Here is a 19,955-nt window from a genome sequence, read left to right on the forward strand (position 1 = left end):
CTTTAAAATAATGAATAGATAACCAAATTTAGATGAAGAAGTTCATAGTTTTTGCTGCAATTATAACACTGACAATTGGATGTGGTAAATCAAGCGACAAGGGGGAATTAGTTGGTATTGATGGAGGAAAATGGAATCCCGAAAAGCCATACGGAATGGCTTTGATTCCTGGTGGTGCTTTTATTATGGGTAAATCAGATGCTGATTTAGCTAACGTTGAAGATGCACCTACAAAAACCGTTACTGTACGCTCATTTTATATGGACGAAACTGAAATTACTAATAGCGAGTACCGTCAATTTGTAGAGTGGGTTAAAGATTCCACGATAAGAGTTCGATTAGCTATTTTAGCAGATCTAACAGGTCAAAAAGCTGGCTCTGGTAAAGGTAAAAATGCTTCTGGAATTGGTGACTATGCTTTTAACGATGCCGATCCTGCTAAAATGACTCCATACGATAAATACATGACTGACAATTATTATAGTATTGGTACAGCTGATGATGAATACGCGGGAAGAAAGTTAAATAAAAAAGTAAAACTGATCAAAGATACTAAGTTATATCCTGATGAATATTATACAGAAGTAATGGACTCTATGTATATTCCTTTAGCGGAATCGTATAATGGTTTGCGAACAATTGATGTTAATAAGTTAAATTTCCGTTATTCTTGGATGGATATTCAAGCAGCAGCTAAGGCTAAAGTGGGAAAACGAAAAGATTTTATTAAACCAGAGGTGGTAAATGTCTATCCAGACACCACCGTTTGGATTAAAGATTTTGCCTATTCTTACAATGAACCAATGCATAACGATTATTTTTGGCATAAAGCGTATGGTAATTATCCAGTAGTAGGGGTTAAGTGGTCTCAGGCAAAAGCATTTTGTGCTTGGAGAACTTTAAATAAAAATACGTACTTAAAATCAAAGAAAAAAAGTCGAGATTTAGTTAATAGCTTTAGATTGCCAACAGAAGCTGAATGGGAATATGCCGCTAGAGGTGGTTTACAATCAGCAACTTATCCATGGGGTGGTCCGTATACTAAAAATGATAGAGGTTGTTTTCTAGCAAATTTTAAACCGAATAGAGGAGATTATGCAGCTGATGAAGCATTATATACAGTAGAAGCTAAATCTTTTGATCCAAATGGGTATAACCTTTATAATATGGCGGGTAACGTCTCAGAGTGGACTGACTCTTCTTATGATCCGAATGCTTATGAATTTGTTTCATCTATGAATCCAAATGTATATGATGAATCTAATAAGCGAAAAGTTTTACGCGGAGGATCTTGGAAAGATGTAGCTTATTATCTACAAGTTAGCACTAGAGATTACGAATATGCTGATTCAGCCAGGAGTTATATTGGTTTTAGAACTGTACAAGATTATATGGGTTTACAAACCACTGTAAACGTGAAAAAGAAATAATTAAATTGAACTAATTCTATTAAAACATAAATAAAAAAATATTATGGCATTATTGAGCAAAAAAACTATGAATTTCTTTTACGGCATGGGAGCTGCAATTGTAATCCTTGGAGCATTATTTAAGATCACACATATTGAATTTGGATTTTTAACTGGGAATTTAATGCTTACAATAGGTCTAGTTGTAGAAGCATTTATCTTTGCTTTATCAGCTTTTGAGCCTGTTGATAAAGATTTAGATTGGACATTAGTTTACCCTGAATTAGGAAATGGTCAATCAAGAGTAGTTGCTAATAAAGTTGAAGCCACGACAGATACTCAAGGAATGTTATCTCAAAAATTAGATGCAATGTTAAAAGACGCTAAAATTGATAGTGAATTAATGGCAAGTTTGGGAAACAGTATTAAAAATTTTGAATCTGCTGCTAAAGGTATTGCTCCAACAGTTGATTCTATTGCTTCTACAAAAAAATATAGTGAGGAACTGTCTTTAGCGGCAGCTCAAATGGAATCGTTAAATAGCTTGTATAAAATTCAATTACAAAGCGCTTCAAGAAACGCTCAAATAAATGAAGAAGTTGCAGAAAATAATTTAAAATTAAAGGATCAAATGCAGTCTTTAACTACTAATTTATCTTCACTTAATAATGTTTACGGAGGAATGCTTTCTGCAATGAGTAATAAAGGATAATTAGTTTTAAACTATAATCAATAATAAACTAATTATTAGAAAATATGGCAGGAGGAAAGTTAACCCCTAGACAGAAGATGATCAACCTAATGTACTTGGTTTTTATCGCAATGTTAGCACTTAATATGTCCAAAGAAGTATTGTCAGCTTTTGGATTAATGAATGAAAAATTTGAAAATTCAAACGTCTCTGCTGAACTTTCTAATAATCAAATGTTAGTAGGTTTAGATGCGAAAGCTGCTGAGGCTGGAGGAGAATTTAATGTAGCTTCAGTTACCGCTCATAAAGTGGAAACAATTACCAAAAATTTTTATGAATATATAGGTTCGATAAAATCAGAACTTTTAGCAGGTTATGAAGTTGATCCTGAGACAGGAAAGTTACCTTATGAAGAGATGGATAAAGGCGACAATATTGATAATTTGTGGTTTGGTCCAAATGGTAATTCAGCTAAAGGAAATGAAGTTATTGCTACAATTGAAAAGTATAAGGCTGATATGAAATTGGCACTTGGTAATAACCCTAAACTAGCATCAATAATCGCTGAAGTAGATAGTAAATTTGATTTGTCTAAAGTTAAAAATAAAGATGGAATTGACATCGATTATTTAGATTATCACTTTAAAGGATTTCCAGCAGTTGCTTCATTAGCAAAATTATCAGCTTGGCAAAATGATGTAAGGAAAACAGAAACTGATGTTTATAATACTTTATTAGGAAAAGCGGCCGTTGCAGCTGCTTCATATAGTAATTATGAAGCCATTGTAGTTCTTGATAAAAGCGCCTATTTTCAAGGTGAGAAAGTAACAGGAAAAGTGGTTTTGGGAAGATATGACCAAAATACAAAACCAACTTCATTTTCTGGTCCTGGAAAAATTGTAAATGGTCAAGCTTTAATAGCTATGACTGCTGGAAATGTAGGGGAGCAAGCAATAAATGGACAATTTACATTTATGGAAGATGGTAAATCGATTCCTTTAAAATTTAAAGGCAATTACGTTGTTGTTCCTAAACCAAATTCTGCTACAATTTCTGCTGATAAAATGAATGTTGTTTATAGAGGTGTTGTAAATCCTATATCAGTTTCTTTTGCAGGTATTGGTGCGGATAAAATTTCTGCTTCAGCTCCGGGGTTAAGTCCAGCGGGTAAAGGTAAATACAATCTATCACCTGGTGGTGGAGATGAAGTAACTATTACAGTTACGGGAACTTTACCTAATGGTGAAAAAGTATCAGACAGAAAATTATTTAGAATAAAAGGTATCCCAGGCCCAACAGGGACTATTAGAGGAGAAATGGGTGTAGTAAAAGGACCTAAATCGAATCTTGAGATTGCCACTATTGGAGCTAAATTACTTGATTTTGATTTTGAGGTAGGTTTAGATGTAGTGGGTTTTAATCTTAAATTAACAGGACAACCTACAGTTGTTGTGCAAGGAAATAAATTAAATGCACAATGTAAGGCTGTACTTGCTAAAGCGGGTAAAGGGGATCAAGTTACAATTTCTGAGATTAAAACAAAGCTAAGTGGAGCAGGTAGTTATTTACTACCTAGAACTGCCCCAGTAATTTTTGAAATACAATAAAATAAGGTTTATAGCCTACTTTAATATAGAAAGTATCAGATGAATAAATTAAAAATTAGTTTAATTGCGTTACTGTCCTTGGCGTTTGGTGGTGTCTCATTTGCGCAGTCAAATTTGCTTAATGCAAAGACTCCAGATCAAATAGGATTTAAAACGACCGCACAACTAAAATCGGATAATGACAAACCATTAACTTATGGTTATGTTGAAGATCGAGATGTGATGATGGGTAAAACCACTTGGGAGATTATCGACCTAAGCGAGAGAATCAATTTTGCATTATATTTTCCAGTAGATACAACTAATATAGGTCCTAGTAGACGCTCGCTTTATGATGTGCTTACTAAAGCTATGAAAAATGGAGAGATCACTGAGGTATATACCGATAGTTATTTTAACACTAAAAAATCGTTACAAGATATTCAAAGCTCTTTGACACGTATTGACACTACTGATGCGGGAAGAGAACAAATAAACGCAGGTAAAAATATCTCAGAAGAGTATATTTTAAAGCAAGACTTAACAGCTGCAGATGTTTTGCAATATAAAATCAAAGGATATTGGTATTTTGATAAACGCCAAAGTGAATTGAAATATCGCTTACTAGGAATTTGTCCAGTAACTCCTGATGTTTACACGATGAATAATGATGAGAAAGATTATATAGAATTGTTTTGGGTATTTTTTCCCGCAGCAAGAGATGTTTTGCATCAAGCAAAAGCCTTTAATGAAAAAAATTCAGCGATGCCAGTTTCATTTGATCAAATTCTAAATTCTAGACGTTTCAACAGTATTATATATAAGGAAGAAAATGTTTATGGTGATAGAACTATTGACGAGTATATGAAAAATAATGCTCAAAATCAATTACTAGAATCAGAAAGAGTCAAAGAAAAAATTAGAAATTTTGAATCAGATATGTGGAACTATTAATCCATTTTCACTAAAAGATAAAACTCCGCCTTTACTGGTAGGAGTTTTTTTAATTTAAATAATTGTTTATTTAAAAAAAAATTAGATCAATGATTGATTTTTTAATAGTTGGCTCTGGTTTAGCAGGGATAGCTTTTGCAGAAGTAGCATTACAAAATGACAAATCCATTTATGTTATAGATAACAATTCTCAGAATTCTTCTAAAATTGCTGGTGGTCTTTATAATCCAGTTATCTTAAAGCGTTTTAGCGAAGTTTGGAAAGCGCAGGAGCAACTAACAATAATGAGTGAATTTTATACCGCTTTAGAATGTAAACTTTCGATAAAAGTAGATTTTAAACTTCCGATTTTCAGAAAATTTTTCTCTATCGAAGAACAGAATAACTGGTTTGCAGCTTCAGATAAAATAGGATTAGCTCCATTTTTATCTCCAAAGGTTTTATCAAATAAATTTGAAGGTATCGATTCGGCTTATGGTTATGGGGAAGTTTTGCAAAGCGGTTATATTGACACTGCACTTCTTTTAAAAGAATATAGAAATTATTTAGATTTAAATAATTGGCTGGATGAAAGCAGTTTTGAATATGGAGCTATGAAAATTGCAGATAATAGTTTACTCTATAAAAATATAGAAGCGAGAAATATCATTTTTGCTGAAGGTTTTGGAATACACAGTAATCCATTCTTTAATTACCTACCATTAGATGGAACCAAAGGTGAATTATTTATCATAAAGGCGCCTGGATTATCATTAGATGTAATAGTTAATACCAGCGTGTTTATTTTGCCATTAGGCGATCACTTATTTAAAGTAGGGGCAACGTATAATTGGAAAGATAAGACCGATTTACCTACAGATGAAGGAAAACAAGAACTGATAGATAGGATTAAAGAAATAATAATCTGTGATTTCGAAATTATATCTCATTTTGCGGGAGTTCGTCCTACAGTAAAAGACAGACGACCTCTAGTAGGAACACATCAAATTCATAACTCCATACACGTTTTAAATGGTTTAGGAACTAGAGGAGTTATGCTTGGACCTGCAATGGCTAAAGCACTTTTTGAATCTATTGAATATAAAATTCCCTTAGACAAAGAGATAGACATCAATAGATTTAAAAAAAGCATACTTTAATTATTTTAATTTAGTTTTAGGGTCGTAGGACACAAACATGTTTATATAAATATTTCTAGACATTCTTAAAACTAATGGAAATAAAATTATGATCGCTAAAATAATTACAATAAAGGCCACTTTTAATCCTGAGCCGAAAATATAAAATGACACTAAAAAGGCTGCAATTCCAAGGGCAACATTTAGACCATAACTAACATACATGGCACCGTAAAAAAAAGAAGGTTCTAATTGGTATCGCAAACCACAATGGCTGCAATTTTCATTCATTTTTAATATATTGCCTAGGTGAAGCGGATTTTTATCTAAATACATACTTTCATTTTGACATTTTGGACAAGTTCCTGTTAAAATGCTATATAATTTGGATCCTTTTTTTAACATTTGCAAAAAATTTAATTTTTCCATTTTTGGAAGTACAAAATTACGTATTCAAAAAGGAATAAAATCACAATACATGCTTAATATACATAATTTATCTGTTTCTTTTGGAGGTACCTATTTATTCGAAGAAGTTACCTTTCGTTTAGGTGCTGGCGACCGAGTAGGACTTGTTGGAAAAAATGGCGCAGGTAAATCGACAATGCTTAAAATTCTTGCTGGAGATTTCAAACCTGATTCCGGTCAAATCGCAACCGAAAAAGAAGTGCGAATGGGTTTCTTGCGTCAAGATATTGATTTCGAACAAGGAAGAACTGTTCTCGAAGAAGCTTATGAGGCTTTTACCGATATAAAGATCGTAGAAAAGAAATTAGCAGAAATTAATCATTTATTAGTTACGCGCACAGATTATGAGAGTGATGAATATAGCCAAATTATAGAAGATCTATCTGATTATACCCATCGTTTTGAATTACTTGGTGGTTATAATTATGTGGGCGATACAGAGAAAATTTTGCTCGGTTTAGGTTTTAAAAGAGAAGTATTTGATAATCAAACGGAGACCTTTTCAGGCGGTTGGAGAATGAGAATAGAACTAGCTAAATTATTACTACAAGCTAATGATATATTATTACTTGATGAGCCTACAAATCACTTGGATATTGAAAGTATTATTTGGTTAGAAAGCTTTCTACGAAATTATCCTGGAGTAGTTGTAATTGTCTCGCATGATAAAATGTTTTTAGACAATGTCACTAATAGAACAATTGAAATTTCGCTTGGTAAAGCGTATGATTTTAATAAACCATATTCTGAGTATTTAACTTTACGCCATGAAATTAGAGAAAAGCAATTAGCTACTCAAAAAAATCAAGCTAAAAAAATTGAAGAAACGGAAAAATTAATAGAAAAATTCCGTGCCAAAGCCTCTAAAGCATCAATGGCGCAATCTTTAATTAAAAAGTTAGATAAAGTGGATCGTATTGAAGTTGATGAAGATGATAATTCAGTAATGAATATAACTTTTCCAGTTTCTAAAGAACCTGGAAGAGTAGTGATAGAAGCAGAGCATGTTACAAAAAGCTACGGTGATAAAACTATTTTAAAAGATATTAATCTTTTAGTTGAACGTGGAAGTAAAATTGCTTTTGTAGGTCAAAACGGCCAAGGTAAATCAACTTTTATTAAAGCTATAGTTGATGAATTTGAATATAATGGAAATATTAAATTAGGTCATAATGTGCAACTAGGTTATTTCGCTCAAAATCAAGCCGAATATTTAGATGGAGAAATAACTTTGCTTCAAACTATGGAGGACGCAGCGGCAGATACAAACCGTATGAAAGTGCGTGATATGTTAGGATCTTTCTTATTTAGAGGAGATGACGTAGAGAAAAAGGTAAAAGTGCTGTCAGGAGGCGAAAGAAACCGTTTAGCGCTTTGCAAACTACTTTTACAGCCTATTAATGTTTTATTAATGGATGAGCCTACAAATCACTTGGATATTAAATCTAAAAATGTGTTGAAGGCAGCTTTGCAAAAGTTTGGTGGAACTTTATTATTAGTATCGCATGATAGGGATTTCTTGCAAGGAATGTCAAATTTAGTTTACGAATTTAAGGATCAAAAAATAAAAGAATATTTAGGAGACATCAACTATTTTCTGGAGCAACGCAATATGGAAAATATGCGGGAAGTAGAGAAAAAAGATGCCCAAAAAGGAACTTCTCCTAAGGAAAGTAATAAGGCTTCATACGAAGATCAAAAGAAAGGGAAAGCTTTACAAAATAAACTCAGTAAGGTAGAAAGCCAAATAAAACAATTAGAAAAAGATATTCAACAAGATGATAAAATGTTGAGTTCTAATTATGATAAGCATATTGAAGATGCTAAATTTTTTATAGCTTATAACAAGAAAAAAGCAGAATTAGACAAGCTTCTTTTAGATTGGGAACTTGTTCAAGAAGAAATTGATAATTCATAAATTGTAAAGAGTCCATAAAAGGACTCTTTTTTGTATCAAATAATTCCAATTGATTTTGAATGAGCAATAGCCTCTGCGCTATCTTTAAAATAGCAAATAGCAACATTAAGCGATTGTAGATTTTCCATTACAGATAGTACCTTATCTTTCTTTTTTGCTGACGTTTGTCTTATATAAACGGCTTTTACAGTAATAGGAAAAATTTTGGCAATTGCTTCGTATAAAAAAACATCTTGTTGGGAGTCGTCTCCTAAAAGTACATATTCTAAGTTAGGATAAAATTCTAAAATGTGTTTTATCTTCTCAAACTTATGATTATGATCACCATGACCCGTAAAAATAAAATCTTTTAAGCTTGTTTTAATATCTTTTAATAATAATACCGCTTTTGGGAGTTTATGAAGTTCTGTGAATTTTATAATAAAGCGGTATAAATTCCATTCACTGCTAGAAACATAAAAAAAAGCATTTTGTTCACCATGTTTTTTTCTTCCTGCAGTGCTTAACGCTTGATAGTGCGAGACTACGTCATCATAAACTTTTCTTTTATTTACATTTTTAAATAGTAATACATATAATTTTTTTAAAGGATTCTTTGTGTGCGATACTAAAAAAGTATCGTCAATATCTGAAATAATTCCAAGATTTCCTTTGTGTGGTCTAATATAAGTTTCCTTTGTAATAATAGTTTCCTCCTTATGAATGATACTTACCTGATAATTAATCCAACCATAAGTTATGCTTTGATCAAGAGGAACGCAAAACTTAAAATAACCATCGTTTAATGTTTTAGTATGTATTTTAGTATCATAATAATCTAAATATACATCAGCATTAGCTTGCGTTTTTATTTGAAACATTTTAATGACTGATGTGGCATTTTTTAAATTCTTTTTTTGGAAATTATATTCTTCAAGTGAGGTGGGTCTAAAAACATGTCCCATGACTATTAATTCTTGTTCATTAGCGTAACCGCGATATAATTTTAAAATAGGTTTCATAAATTGTACTACATTTGAAAAAAGATGAAAGTAAAGTTTTTTAATTAATAATCCTGAATAAATCTTGAAAAATAATAATATCCTAATTGTTAACCCTATTTCCGGTGGTTTAGATAAGTCTGCACTTATCGAATCAGTAAATTTTTTTGTTGAAAAGTACAAAATTACTCTCTCCACTTATTACACTTCTGGAGTTTCGGATATTGACGAGATTAAAGAGCTTTGTAATTTGCTTAAACCGGATCGTATAATAATAGCTGGAGGTGATGGAACTATAAAAATGGTGGCAGAGGCTGTGCAAGAATTTGATGTGATAATTGGGATTTTACCTGCTGGATCGGCTAACGGTTTAGCAGTAGATTTAAATTTGCCAGAAACTATTGAGCAGAATCTAGAAATTGCATTTTTTAATCATTATATGGAAGTGGATATCATTTGCATAAATGGTAAAAAAAGTATTCATCTTAGTGATTTAGGATTAAATGCTGAAATGATCAAAAATTATGAAAACAGTGCCATTAGGGGAAAATTAGGTTATGCTTTACAAAGCTTATATACATTAGCTGATTTAGACGATCCATTTATTGTAACGATTACAGGGGAATTTCCTACTGTTATTTGCGAAGCGCGAATGATTGTTATTGCTAATTCGCAAAAATATGGAACTGGAATAACCATAAATCCAAATGGAAAAATGGACGACGGAAAGTTTGAACTCGTTATTTTAAAGAATATGGACTTAATTGTACTTGGTAAAATTATCACTGGAAACATACCAATAGAAACTAATGATGTCCAAATTATTTCAACTGAAAAAGCAACTATTTTGACAAATGTTCCTGTGAGTTTTCAAATTGATGGTGAGTATTGTGGAATGGAAAAACAATTAGATATCACAATCTTGCCAAGACAAATGAAAGTAGCGATTCCAAAATTACAGCAAATCATTATTTAAATGGATTTCGCTGTTGCCAAGTCGTTTCTGGTTCTAAATATTTAAATATTCGAGACATAAAAGAATTGAGAAATGGATTTGTGTGAGAAATAATTCCATACATTTTTTGTGGTTTAGCGCCTACTGAACTTTTAATTTCTAAAGCTGTACGTGCAAAAACTATTTCATCAAAATTTTTATTGATCGAATAAGCAATCATATCATATAACATATTCAGGTAAAGCATATATTCTCGTTGGATACTTTCGTCATAACCTAAAAAATAAGTCTCCATCACATTTCCATTTTTAATAAGCGTGTTGAAGCCAATCAGCTTATCGCCAATGAAATAGCCATAAAATAAAAATTTATCTTTAAATGTTTCTTTAAAAACTTTAAAATGATTTCTTGGCAAAAAGAAAGTATTAAAGGGTGCATTCTGAGCTACATGTAAATATAGATTATATATTTCGTCCTCTAACCTAATGATTTCCGCCAACGACAGTTTTCTCTTCTCAAGAAGACTAGCTTTTTTTCTGGCTCTTTTATATTGATCTCGATATTTTTTAGAAAGAGAATCGATATAATTTTGTTCCGTTTTCCAATTTTCATCAATTGTAAAAATCATATTAGGTTGCGTAGAAAACTGATGCTCTTTATTTAATTCTGGAATATCAAAATTTTTAATTTCTTCTTTATTAAAATCTTTATAAGTGGTAATATGAACTTTAATGCCTTTATTTGCAAAATTAGTTTTTATACTTGATGCTGCTTTATATAAGGTTTGAATGGCTTTTTTATCATCAAATCCGTTCATCAAAGTATAGGAATTCTGGCCGGTCAACATATTATTTCCTAATACAAGAACTTGAGAAGCAAAATTTTTAAATATAAAATTCCGAATTTTTGTTTTAGTTCGTTTATCACGATCACCAAAGGACTCTAATTTTTTCAAATCCAAAAACTGAGAAAGTGCAATACCAATTAACTTTTCATTTTCAAAAATTCCAATGAAATAGCAAATCATATTTTCAGGTGATGATTTTTCTAAAACTGTAAAGTATTGTGTACTTAAAAAAATTGTCGAAATTGCTAACTCATCCCAATTAACGGGAAGTTCAGAAGTATTTTCGTAAATAATGAATGAGTATGCTGAATCCAAATTAAAAAATAATATTTCACCAAAATTAGTCATTAAACTTAATATATCTTTTGTTGAATTAAATTTAACTAACTTTATAAAAATATAAAATCATGAAAACATATTCAGAAGAATCTATTCAAGAACATTTAAAGGAACTAAATGGTTGGCATTTTGACAATAATGGAATTGAAAAAAAATTTAAATTTAAAAATTTTTCGCAAGCTCTTGGTTTTATTATCCAAGTAGGTGTAGAAGCAGAGAAAAATAACCACCATCCTGAATTGTATAATGTGTACAATAAAGTAAACATTCGATTGAGCACCCATGATGCAGATGGAGTTACAGATAAAGATGTTGAGCTAGCTAAAGCAATAGAAAATATTTAATTGTAAATATTTTTATCAACATGCAATAAGAGCAATGGATCATTAATTCAATAATTATTAGACACTCCTATTTTTAAGAACAAAAAAGGCGATTTTTAATAAATTCTTTTACACTACCTGAGATAACTTATTTGTTACCATTCATGGCTTCTGTTTGAAAACTATAAAATTTTATGTGAATTTTTTCACATGATTTAAATTGTCTAAATATATAATTTTTCATGAGGAATGATGTTAAATTTAAATTTTTCTATTAAACTCGAAGTAAGAGTAGTGGCGTTTTTAATAAATTTTCTAGAATAAAGAACACGAATAATGAATTGATCCAGTATTACGATGATTTCAAATGACAAAAGCTTTACATTTCTTTGAAGCTTTTTTAGTGGCAGGAAGTACTATTATAACGAAGCAGTTTTTATAGGCTTAGAATAATATTTTAAAATGGGCATATTAACTTTCAAAATACAAGAATATTTAAAATTACAATTTAAAATTATTATTCTATTTATATCTACGTAAATCCAGATTAAGAATGGTAGCTACTTTACTAAATTCTTCATTAATCTTTGCATTTAAGATTACTTGTTCATTTTTTACTGGATGATAAAAAGTCAACTGATGTGCATGAAGCATCATTCCTTTAAGGTCATAATTCTCCAGCCATAATTTATTTTGTTTGTTACAACCATGTGGGCGACTTCCTAAAATAGGGTGAAAGATATGTTTAAAATGTTTTCGTAATTGATGCATACGTCCAGTCTCAGGAATTGCTTCTACTAAACAATATCGCGACGTTGGTTGATTGTTAAATTCTAATTCAACTTCGGCATTTTGCAAACGATGAAAGTAGGTGATTGCATTTTGCCCAACACCAACATCATTAGTTAAATCATAGTCAATCGTTAGTTCATTGGGTGCCCAGCCACGTAAAATCGCTAAATATTTTTTTTCAACTTCGCGTGTGGAAAAACGATCATTCATAATTTTCAAAACCGCTTTGTCCAATGCAAATAATAAAACACCAGATGTTTTGCGGTCTAAACGATGAATAGGATAAACGTGTTGTCCTCCTATTTGATTTCTTAATTCTTGAATAGCATACACTTTTGCATCGCGCGCATAAAAAGATTTATGGACAAGCAATCCACTTGGTTTATTTATTGCGATAATGTATTCATCTTGATAAATAATTTCTAGCATTTGGCAAAAATAAAAGAGATTTTGATTAAAATTACTTTTACGAATTATTTATTTTAATAACTTTCTCTAAGAGAAAGTCTCGTGCAATGCTGTGCGAATGACTATTTACTTTGTAATAGTAATCTTGATCAGTTAATTAAAAAATATATTTATTTAAGCGTGTTTTTTATTTTTCAATTTGAATATAAAATAGGTGGTCTAAAAACTGATTTCCTTGATTATTATGTTTTATATGAGAACTTCAATCGCTGGGATAGGACTTACTTCGCTATAGCGCTTATTTGTGATCAGTGCCCATAGATTGAATTACAAAAGTGATTTAAAATAAAAAAAGCTTCACATTTCTGTGAAGCTTTTTTAGTAGTTCGTCTCGGTGAAGACTCGAACTTGTGTGGATATGAGACTTGGAGACTAATAGTTAACAATAAGGTTTTGAATAAATTCTCTACCAATTCCTGATTTAAAATATTTTTCTCTTGTCATGGCTGCTGCTTTAGAATAGAAAAAATCAACATGAATCACAGTCCAAGGTCTGTATCTAATGGTATGCCCTTATGTTGCTAATAAATTATGAGATTTGAATCTTTCAATTAAATTAGAAGTGAATCCAGTATAATTTTGATTAAATTTTTTGGAATAGAGGATATAGACAATAAATTCTTCCATGTGATCTTTTCAGTATAAATATAAACAAAAAATCCTCTTATTTCTCTGAAGCTTTCTTAGTATTCCGCTGCGGCGGAGCTTCGAACCTGTGTCCGCCTTGGCGGATATAAGCCTTTCTCTATTTTTTAGATATAAAAAAAGCTCCAGATTACTCTGAAGCTTTTCTAGTAGCGGGAACAGGACTCGAACCTGTGACCTTCGGGTTATGAGCCCGACGAGCTGCCTACTGCTCTATCCCGCGATATGCGTTTATAATCTCAATAAAATCTTAGTAGCGGGAACAGGACTCGAACCTGTGACCTTCGGGTTATGAGCCCGACGAGCTGCCTACTGCTCTATCCCGCGATTTGTGAGTGCAAATGTACAACTAAATTTAACAAAGCCAAACATAAATTTAAAAAAATGTTTTATTTTATCTATTGACTTGATATAACTACCTTTGCGAAATAAATAAAAAAGAAATGCAACATAAAGCAGGTTTTGTAAATATAATAGGCAATCCAAATGTTGGGAAATCAACATTAATGAATGCTTTCGTGGGAGAAAGATTGTCTATAATTACATCTAAAGCACAAACAACTCGTCATAGAATTTTAGGAATAGTTAACGGAGAAGATTTTCAATTAATATTGTCAGATACTCCTGGAATCATCAAACCAGCTTATGAAATGCAAGCTTCGATGATGAACTTTGTAAAATCAGCCTTTGAAGATGCTGATATATTGATTTACATGGTAGAAATAGGTGAACAGGATTTAAAAGATGAAGCTTTTTTTAATAAAATTATTCACGCTACGATTCCAGTCTTATTGTTACTAAACAAAATTGATAATTCAAACCAAGAGCAGCTAGAAGAGCAAGTAGCTTTTTGGACTGCTAAAGTTCCGAATGCTGAAATTTTTCCAATATCTGCTCTGAAAAATTTTAATGTGCCAGAAATTTTTGGTAGAATAATTGAGTTATTACCGGAATCTCCCGCTTATTATCCGAAAGATCAATTGACTGATAAACCCGAACGTTTTTTTGTAAATGAAACGATTCGAGAAAAAATATTATTGAATTACAGTAAAGAAATCCCATACGCTGTTGAAATTGTTACGGAAGAGTTTGTTGAAACTGATGATATTATTAGAATTCGTTCTTTGATTATGGTAGAAAGAGATACTCAAAAAGGAATCATTATAGGTCATAAAGGTACTGCTCTAAAGAAAGTAGGGATGGAAGCACGCGCCGATTTGGAGAAATTCTTTGGTAAACAAATACATATTGAATTATACGTGAAGGTAAATAAAAATTGGAGAAGTAATACTAACATGTTAAAACGATTTGGTTATAATCAATAGTATGGTGCTTATCTTTTTTACTACTCACATAAGAGTTTTATTATAAATCAGTATTAGAATTATTTTTAATACTGATTTTTTTAAACTAATACGAAATGGAAAATTGAGTGTTATTACTGTTTTGAGTGAAGAAAAGCAAATTAGATAGTTATGTACTAAAACTTAACTGAAAAGTCTTTGTAAATTTATAGCTATAATTAAGTGCTAATTTGAACATTATAATTAAGATGCTACGATTTCTGCAAATAAATTTTCAAGTTCGTGCATTTGGTCGTTTCCGTTGTTTCGAATTTGTTTAGCAATAAAATAAAGTAAAAACCAGCAAATAACCATTAGCATAAGAACTACCAAATCAAAGGTATAACTTTGATTTAAAACGGAGTTGGAGTAGGCGATACCGCAAAAAATTAAAAATATTCCAGCAATTACAAAGTGCAGGAACATAAACAGTGTCCATAAAGTAGGATCTGGTCCAAAAAGTCCCCTAATATGTGTTTCATTTTCGTTTTTAGCTTCAAATTCTAAATGTAAGTCTGGAGAATAATAAGATTTTTGCGACCCTTTTATATTTAGCCAAATATGGTTTCCTCTTGTTTTTATTCCATAATTAGTGGGAGCTGATTTAGCAAAAGCGGCAAATTTTTGACTTAAAACTTCAGAACTAATCATTACATCCTTATAAAATCGTAATCTTAGTCGTATTTCATTGTTAGTATCCATAATCTTGATTTGCTTCCGTTAATATGGTAAGGTTGCGCTAATATATCAAAAAAATTGATAGTCATGGTATTATATACTACCTTTGCAAAATATAAGAATATAGTTTTATGAATAACATAGTTGCCATTGTAGGAAGGCCAAACGTAGGAAAATCGACATTATTTAATCGATTGATACAAAGAAGAGAAGCAATCGTAGATTCTGTTTCGGGAGTTACTCGTGATCGAAATTATGGAAAAAGCGAATGGAATGGAAAAGAATTTTCGGTTATTGATACTGGCGGTTACATACGCGGTTCAGATGATGTATTTGAGGGTGAAATACGCAAGCAAGTAGAACTTGCAATAGACGAGGCCGATGTTATTATTTTTGTAGTGGATGTTGAAGAAGGGATTACTCCAATGGATGATGCTGTTGCCAAATTATTGCGTAAGGTAACAAAGCCAGTTTTACTTGCTGTAAATAAGGTAGATAACTCGATGAGGGAAAAAGATGCAGTTGAGTTTTACAATCTTGGTTTAGGTGAATATTATACTTTTGCAAGTATTTCAGGAAGTGGAACTGGAGATTTATTAGATGCGTTAATTGATGCTTTTCCTATAAAACCAGAGCCTACTCAAGAAGAAATAGTTTTACCACGTTTTGCGGTAGTTGGTCGTCCCAATGCTGGAAAATCAAGTTTTATAAATGCTTTAATAGGGAAGGATCGATATATAGTTACTGATATTGCTGGAACTACTCGTGATTCTATTGATACAAAATTTGACCGTTTTGGATTCGAATTCAACTTAGTTGATACTGCGGGAATTCGTCGTAAAGCTAAAGTAAAAGAGGATTTAGAATTTTACTCAGTGATGCGTTCTGTACGTGCAATTGAGCATGCAGATATTTGTATCTTAATTATTGATGCTACGCGTGGATTTGAAGGACAGGATCAAAGTATTTTTTGGTTAGCGGAGAAAAATAGAAAAGGAGTTGTAATCTTAGTAAATAAATGGGATTTAGTTGAAAAAGAGACCATGTCAACCCGTGATTATGAAGAAAAAATAAGAGAAGAGTTAATGCCATTTACTGATGTGCCCATTCTTTTTGTATCTGCTTTAACTAAACAGCGTTTATTAAAAGCACTTGAAGCAACTGTAAAAGTGTATGAAAATAGGCAACAACGTATAGCTACGTCAAAATTCAATGAATTTATGTTGAAAGTAATTGAAGCCTATCCACCGCCAGCAACTAAAGGAAAGTACGTGAAAATTAAATATTGCATGCAATTGCCTACGCCAACTCCTCAGTTTGTGTTTTTTGCTAATATGCCACAATATGTAAAAGAACCTTATAAGCGGTATCTTGAAAATAAAATTAGAGAAAATTGGGACTTTTCAGGCGTGCCAATTGACATTTATATTAGAGAAAAATAGATGTTAAAATTAAGGTAAGAAATATCATTTTTATAAAATAAATAACTTAATTCGCTGCTGATTGAAAATCATCACAGCGAATTTTTTAGTTATGGCAAAAAAGCACTTACTTATCTTAACAATTTTGTTAAGCATTTCCGCATTTGCACAAAGCAACATTAGTCTTAAAGGCAAAATATTAGATAAAAAAACTCAAGTTCCTATTGAGGCTGCAACTGTATTTTTGACTTCAGTAAAAGACTCCACTGTTATTGATTATACGATTTCAGATAAAAATGGTTTCTTTAAAATGGATACCAAAAAAATTACCAAACCTTTCTTTTTGAAAATTTCTTATTTGGGTTACGAAACCTTTAAAAAAGAAATCCCATCAATATCTGAAAGCAAAGACTTTGCAATTTTGTCATTAATCGAAAATGCTAATAATTTGAATGAAGTGGTGATAAAAAATGATGCGCCACCTATTCGAATTAAAAAAGATACCCTAGAATTTAATGCTTCCTCCTTTAAAGTTCGCCCTGATGCGAATGTAGAAACCTTATTGAAACAATTGCCTGGAGTAGAAGTAGGGACTGATGGTAAAATTACCGTAAATGGAAAAGATGTAAATCAGATTTTAGTAAATGGAAAACCATTCTTTGATAAAGATGGAAAAATTGCATTACAAAGTTTGCCTTCAGACATAATCAATAAAGTGCAAATTTCAGATACCAAAACTAAGAAAGAAGAATTGAGCAAGGAAGCTTCGACTTCTAATAACGCCAGTATTAATTTAACCATCGATGAAAAGAAGAACAAAGGTTTCTTTGGACGATTTATGGGAGGTTATGGTACGGATGATCGTTACGAGAGTAGTGCTTTGATAAATTATTTTAAGGGTAAAAGAAAGATAAGTTTATTGGCTTCTTCTAACAATATCAATTCCACAGGATTTTCTATGGATGAAATTTTTGATAATATGGGCGGTGGTCGAAATAGTTCGATATCGTACAACTCCAGTGGTGGTGCTTTTACGGTAAATGGAAATCGTTTTGGTGCGGGAAATGGAATTACCCGTTCGAATATGGTAGGTATAAATTATGCTGATGAACTGATAAAAGATGTGGAAACTAGCGGAAGTTATTTTTTCTCCAATTCGAATTCTGATAATTTAAACAGAAGCAAAGTAATTACTTTTTTACCAACAGGAAATATTACCAGAGAATCAGAAGCGACAACAAACGGTGAGAATTTTGGACATAATTTAAGTTTTCAACTAGAGTATATAGTAGACTCGACTGCAACTATTTTTGTTGGTCCAAAATTCATGAAATCGAATTCAAAATTCACTAATGATTCTTTTGAAAAATCTTTCAATGACAGCGGACAATTAATAAATGATAGCAAATCCCAAAGTTTTGATGATAGTGATAGAGGAAGTTTTAGTAATGCGATTAACTTTAATAAAAGATTCAAACGTAAAGGCCGTTTTTTAAGTGCGTCATTCGATAATGATAATTCAAAAGAGGAATTAAGCTCTTTAAATAAAAGTAATACGGTATTTTATCAAGGTACTAATCCTGACATAGTTCGTGATCAGGTTAGAAAAAATAGAAATATAGTTGATAAATATGTTGCTGAAATTGAATATTCTGAACCAATAACGGATTCTTTAAATATAAAAGTTGGAATGAACTACAGTAACGAATTCAAATCTGATAATAGAAATACGTTTGATTTTAATGCGGGTTCTCAATCTTATTCTGATTTGAATCCAGAATTGACTAATTATTTGACATCTTCTACAACAACCTTTCGCCCTCAAGCAGGATTTTCTCTCAACAAGAAAAAATATGATATAAGTGCTAACGTTGGACCATCTATCACACAGTTTGATAACAATTCATTTTATCTTGGTTTACCCACTAGTTTGTCTAAAAATTATGTATTGCCGTATGCGAATGCGAGAGTAGGATATCGTTTTACTAAATCAAAATCAATCTATCTGAATTATAGTTATGATGTAGATTTTCCTAACGCTAACCAAGTTTTGCCTGTGGAAGATTTGTCAAATCCGCTGAGCACTGTTAGAGGAAATGTAAATTTAAAACCTAGTAGCAATCAATGGGGTTATTTTAGTTTCCGCAATTTTGATTATGCTACTCGTTCTGGTTACTCTATTTATATTGGAGGGAATTTATATGGCGATCAAGTAGTCTCTTCAACACTTTATGATGCTAATATTAAGAGCACTACAACTTTTGAAAACGTTTCTGGAACCTATTCGGGATGGTTTGGAGCAAACTGGAATAAGTCAACAAAAAGAGAAGCTCATAGTTTTAAATATGGTGTAGGTTTTAGCGGTAATTACGGTTTGTCAAAAGGATTTGTTAATGGAGAAATGTTCGAAGCCAATACAGTAAGGCTGAATCCAAGAGCCAACTTTACTTACGATTACGGAGAGTTGCTTTCTATAGCGCCAACTTATAATTTCACTTACAACGACTCAAAATATACGAATTATAGAACTACCGGAGCCTCAAGTGTGATTCATCGTTTCAATATTCAAACAACAAATTACTGGCCTAAGAATTGGGTTTTCGGGAATGATTTTGGATATACTTATAATTCTAATATTGCAGATGGTTTCAAGAAGGATTTTTATTTATGGAACACTAGTTTAGCGTATAGCTTTTTTGATAAAAAAATGACGGCTAAAGTAAAGGTTTATGATTTATTAAATCAGAATCAAAGTGCTACTCGAACTATTTCGCCAACTAATATTCGCGACGAAGAAAATACAGTTTTAAAGAGATATGTAATGTTTTCATTAACGTATAAACTGAATAAGTTTGGTATGAAGGAAAAGCCTTCTGGAGGTAATAGAATGATTTTTCACTAGAATAAATACACTTTCTTTTTGGAATTATTGTGTAGAAACGAAAAGTCCCGATGAAAATCGGAACTTTTTTGTGTTTTTAATCGATCAATATTCCAATCTGAATTATCAACTAGATTTT

17 protein-coding genes and 2 tRNA genes are annotated in these 19,955 nt (G+C 31.5%); 11 read left to right on the forward strand and 8 right to left on the reverse strand.

The window, feature by feature from the left end; translation table 11 throughout:
• Positions 1-32: 32 nt before the first annotated feature.
• The 5 genes from porK (at position 33) to RCH18_RS07305 (ending at position 5,779) form a co-directional block, all read left to right on the forward strand.
• On the forward strand, positions 33-1,430 hold the full coding sequence (gene porK, locus RCH18_RS07285) for a type IX secretion system lipoprotein PorK/GldK (RefSeq protein WP_326936093.1): 1,398 nt from the start codon (positions 33-35) through the stop codon (positions 1,428-1,430).
• 43 nt (positions 1,431-1,473) lie between these two features.
• A complete protein-coding gene (gene porL, locus RCH18_RS07290) occupies positions 1,474-2,121 on the forward strand; it encodes a type IX secretion system motor protein PorL/GldL (protein ID WP_326936094.1) in 648 nt (215 codons plus the stop codon).
• Positions 2,122-2,165: 44 nt separating this feature from the next.
• A complete protein-coding gene (gene porM / locus RCH18_RS07295) occupies positions 2,166-3,707 on the forward strand; it encodes a type IX secretion system motor protein PorM/GldM (protein WP_326936095.1) in 1,542 nt (513 codons plus the stop codon).
• A gap of 39 nt (positions 3,708-3,746) precedes the next feature.
• On the forward strand, positions 3,747-4,640 hold the full coding sequence (gene porN / locus RCH18_RS07300; RefSeq protein WP_326936096.1) for a type IX secretion system ring protein PorN/GldN: 894 nt from the start codon (positions 3,747-3,749) through the stop codon (positions 4,638-4,640).
• 89 nt (positions 4,641-4,729) lie between these two features.
• Positions 4,730-5,779 (forward strand): NAD(P)/FAD-dependent oxidoreductase, encoded by a 1,050-nt coding sequence (locus RCH18_RS07305; protein WP_326936097.1) that lies wholly within the window; start codon positions 4,730-4,732, stop codon positions 5,777-5,779.
• Here the strand turns inward: RCH18_RS07305 and RCH18_RS07310 are convergent, their stop codons facing one another.
• Positions 5,780-6,163: a DUF983 domain-containing protein gene (locus RCH18_RS07310; RefSeq protein ID WP_326936098.1), complete on the reverse strand. Its 384-nt coding sequence runs from the start codon at positions 6,161-6,163 to the stop codon at positions 5,780-5,782.
• 73 nt (positions 6,164-6,236) lie between these two features.
• On the opposite strand from RCH18_RS07310, the gene RCH18_RS07315 reads away from it, so the two are divergent.
• Positions 6,237-8,144 carry an ABC-F family ATP-binding cassette domain-containing protein gene (locus RCH18_RS07315; RefSeq protein WP_326936099.1) on the forward strand — a complete coding sequence of 636 codons (1,908 nt, stop codon included), beginning with the start codon at positions 6,237-6,239 and terminating at the stop codon, positions 8,142-8,144.
• Between the two features lie 35 nt (positions 8,145-8,179).
• Here RCH18_RS07315 and RCH18_RS07320 read toward each other — a convergent pair whose 3' ends face one another.
• A complete protein-coding gene (locus RCH18_RS07320) occupies positions 8,180-9,145 on the reverse strand; it encodes an App1 family protein (RefSeq protein WP_326936100.1) in 966 nt (321 codons plus the stop codon).
• Between the two features lie 64 nt (positions 9,146-9,209).
• On the opposite strand from RCH18_RS07320, the gene RCH18_RS07325 reads away from it, so the two are divergent.
• Positions 9,210-10,100 carry a diacylglycerol/lipid kinase family protein gene (locus tag RCH18_RS07325; protein WP_326936101.1) on the forward strand — a complete coding sequence of 297 codons (891 nt, stop codon included), beginning with the start codon at positions 9,210-9,212 and terminating at the stop codon, positions 10,098-10,100.
• On the opposite strand, the gene RCH18_RS07330 is transcribed toward RCH18_RS07325, so the two are convergent.
• Complete coding sequence (locus RCH18_RS07330) at positions 10,093-11,274, reverse strand: GNAT family N-acetyltransferase (RefSeq protein WP_326936102.1); 1,182 nt, start codon at positions 11,272-11,274, stop codon at positions 10,093-10,095. The two genes, RCH18_RS07325 and RCH18_RS07330, sit on opposite strands and share 8 nt — an antisense overlap.
• Before the next feature lie 59 nt (positions 11,275-11,333).
• On the opposite strand from RCH18_RS07330, the gene RCH18_RS07335 reads away from it, so the two are divergent.
• Positions 11,334-11,609: a 4a-hydroxytetrahydrobiopterin dehydratase gene (locus RCH18_RS07335; protein ID WP_326936103.1), complete on the forward strand. Its 276-nt coding sequence runs from the start codon at positions 11,334-11,336 to the stop codon at positions 11,607-11,609.
• A gap of 501 nt (positions 11,610-12,110) precedes the next feature.
• On the opposite strand, the gene RCH18_RS07340 is transcribed toward RCH18_RS07335, so the two are convergent.
• The 4 genes from RCH18_RS07340 to RCH18_RS07355 all read right to left on the reverse strand — a co-directional run bounded on the left by RCH18_RS07340 (position 12,111) and on the right by RCH18_RS07355 (position 13,820).
• Entirely contained in the window at positions 12,111-12,809 is a 699-nt protein-coding gene (locus RCH18_RS07340) for a pseudouridine synthase (protein ID WP_326936104.1), read from the reverse strand.
• A 552-nt stretch (positions 12,810-13,361) separates the two neighbouring features.
• A complete protein-coding gene (locus tag RCH18_RS07345) occupies positions 13,362-13,475 on the reverse strand; it encodes a GIY-YIG nuclease family protein (RefSeq protein WP_326936105.1) in 114 nt (37 codons plus the stop codon).
• A gap of 168 nt (positions 13,476-13,643) precedes the next feature.
• Positions 13,644-13,716, reverse strand: a tRNA-Met gene (locus RCH18_RS07350).
• 31 nt (positions 13,717-13,747) lie between these two features.
• Positions 13,748-13,820: transfer RNA gene (locus RCH18_RS07355), tRNA-Met, on the reverse strand.
• A gap of 116 nt (positions 13,821-13,936) precedes the next feature.
• On the opposite strand from RCH18_RS07355, the gene era reads away from it, so the two are divergent.
• Complete coding sequence (gene era / locus RCH18_RS07360) at positions 13,937-14,818, forward strand: GTPase Era (protein ID WP_326936106.1); 882 nt, start codon at positions 13,937-13,939, stop codon at positions 14,816-14,818.
• 222 nt (positions 14,819-15,040) lie between these two features.
• Here the strand turns inward: era and RCH18_RS07365 are convergent, their stop codons facing one another.
• On the reverse strand, positions 15,041-15,538 hold the full coding sequence (locus RCH18_RS07365; RefSeq protein ID WP_326936107.1) for a hypothetical protein: 498 nt from the start codon (positions 15,536-15,538) through the stop codon (positions 15,041-15,043).
• 107 nt (positions 15,539-15,645) lie between these two features.
• Between RCH18_RS07365 and der the strand changes: the two genes are divergently transcribed.
• Positions 15,646-16,956 (forward strand): ribosome biogenesis GTPase Der, encoded by a 1,311-nt coding sequence (gene der, locus RCH18_RS07370; protein WP_326936108.1) that lies wholly within the window; start codon positions 15,646-15,648, stop codon positions 16,954-16,956.
• A 91-nt stretch (positions 16,957-17,047) separates the two neighbouring features.
• Entirely contained in the window at positions 17,048-19,837 is a 2,790-nt protein-coding gene (locus tag RCH18_RS07375; RefSeq protein WP_326936109.1) for an outer membrane beta-barrel protein, read from the forward strand.
• The last annotated feature ends 118 nt before the right edge of the window (positions 19,838-19,955 follow it).

Origin of the sequence: Flavobacterium sp. PL11 (genome assembly GCF_035985025.1) — a bacterium.
Taxonomy (GTDB): domain Bacteria; phylum Bacteroidota; class Bacteroidia; order Flavobacteriales; family Flavobacteriaceae; genus Flavobacterium.

What these genes read in the sequence shown, in the direction of transcription:
- porK (WP_326936093.1), top strand. Translation starts at nt 33, where the DNA reads ATGAAGAAGTTCATAGTTTTTGCTGCAATTATAACACTGACAATTGGA.
- porL (WP_326936094.1), top strand. Translation starts at nt 1,474, where the DNA reads ATGGCATTATTGAGCAAAAAAACTATGAATTTCTTTTACGGCATGGGA.
- porM (WP_326936095.1), top strand. Translation starts at nt 2,166, where the DNA reads ATGGCAGGAGGAAAGTTAACCCCTAGACAGAAGATGATCAACCTAATG.
- porN (WP_326936096.1), top strand. Translation starts at nt 3,747, where the DNA reads ATGAATAAATTAAAAATTAGTTTAATTGCGTTACTGTCCTTGGCGTTT.
- RCH18_RS07305 (WP_326936097.1), top strand. Translation starts at nt 4,730, where the DNA reads ATGATTGATTTTTTAATAGTTGGCTCTGGTTTAGCAGGGATAGCTTTT.
- RCH18_RS07310 (WP_326936098.1), bottom strand. Translation starts at nt 6,163, where the DNA reads ATGTTAAAAAAAGGATCCAAATTATATAGCATTTTAACAGGAACTTGT.
- RCH18_RS07315 (WP_326936099.1), top strand. Translation starts at nt 6,237, where the DNA reads ATGCTTAATATACATAATTTATCTGTTTCTTTTGGAGGTACCTATTTA.
- RCH18_RS07320 (WP_326936100.1), bottom strand. Translation starts at nt 9,145, where the DNA reads ATGAAACCTATTTTAAAATTATATCGCGGTTACGCTAATGAACAAGAA.
- RCH18_RS07330 (WP_326936102.1), bottom strand. Translation starts at nt 11,274, where the DNA reads ATGACTAATTTTGGTGAAATATTATTTTTTAATTTGGATTCAGCATAC.
- RCH18_RS07335 (WP_326936103.1), top strand. Translation starts at nt 11,334, where the DNA reads ATGAAAACATATTCAGAAGAATCTATTCAAGAACATTTAAAGGAACTA.
- RCH18_RS07340 (WP_326936104.1), bottom strand. Translation starts at nt 12,809, where the DNA reads ATGCTAGAAATTATTTATCAAGATGAATACATTATCGCAATAAATAAA.
- RCH18_RS07345 (WP_326936105.1), bottom strand. Translation starts at nt 13,475, where the DNA reads ATGGAAGAATTTATTGTCTATATCCTCTATTCCAAAAAATTTAATCAA.
- era (WP_326936106.1), top strand. Translation starts at nt 13,937, where the DNA reads ATGCAACATAAAGCAGGTTTTGTAAATATAATAGGCAATCCAAATGTT.
- RCH18_RS07365 (WP_326936107.1), bottom strand. Translation starts at nt 15,538, where the DNA reads ATGGATACTAACAATGAAATACGACTAAGATTACGATTTTATAAGGAT.
- der (WP_326936108.1), top strand. Translation starts at nt 15,646, where the DNA reads ATGAATAACATAGTTGCCATTGTAGGAAGGCCAAACGTAGGAAAATCG.
- RCH18_RS07375 (WP_326936109.1), top strand. Translation starts at nt 17,048, where the DNA reads ATGGCAAAAAAGCACTTACTTATCTTAACAATTTTGTTAAGCATTTCC.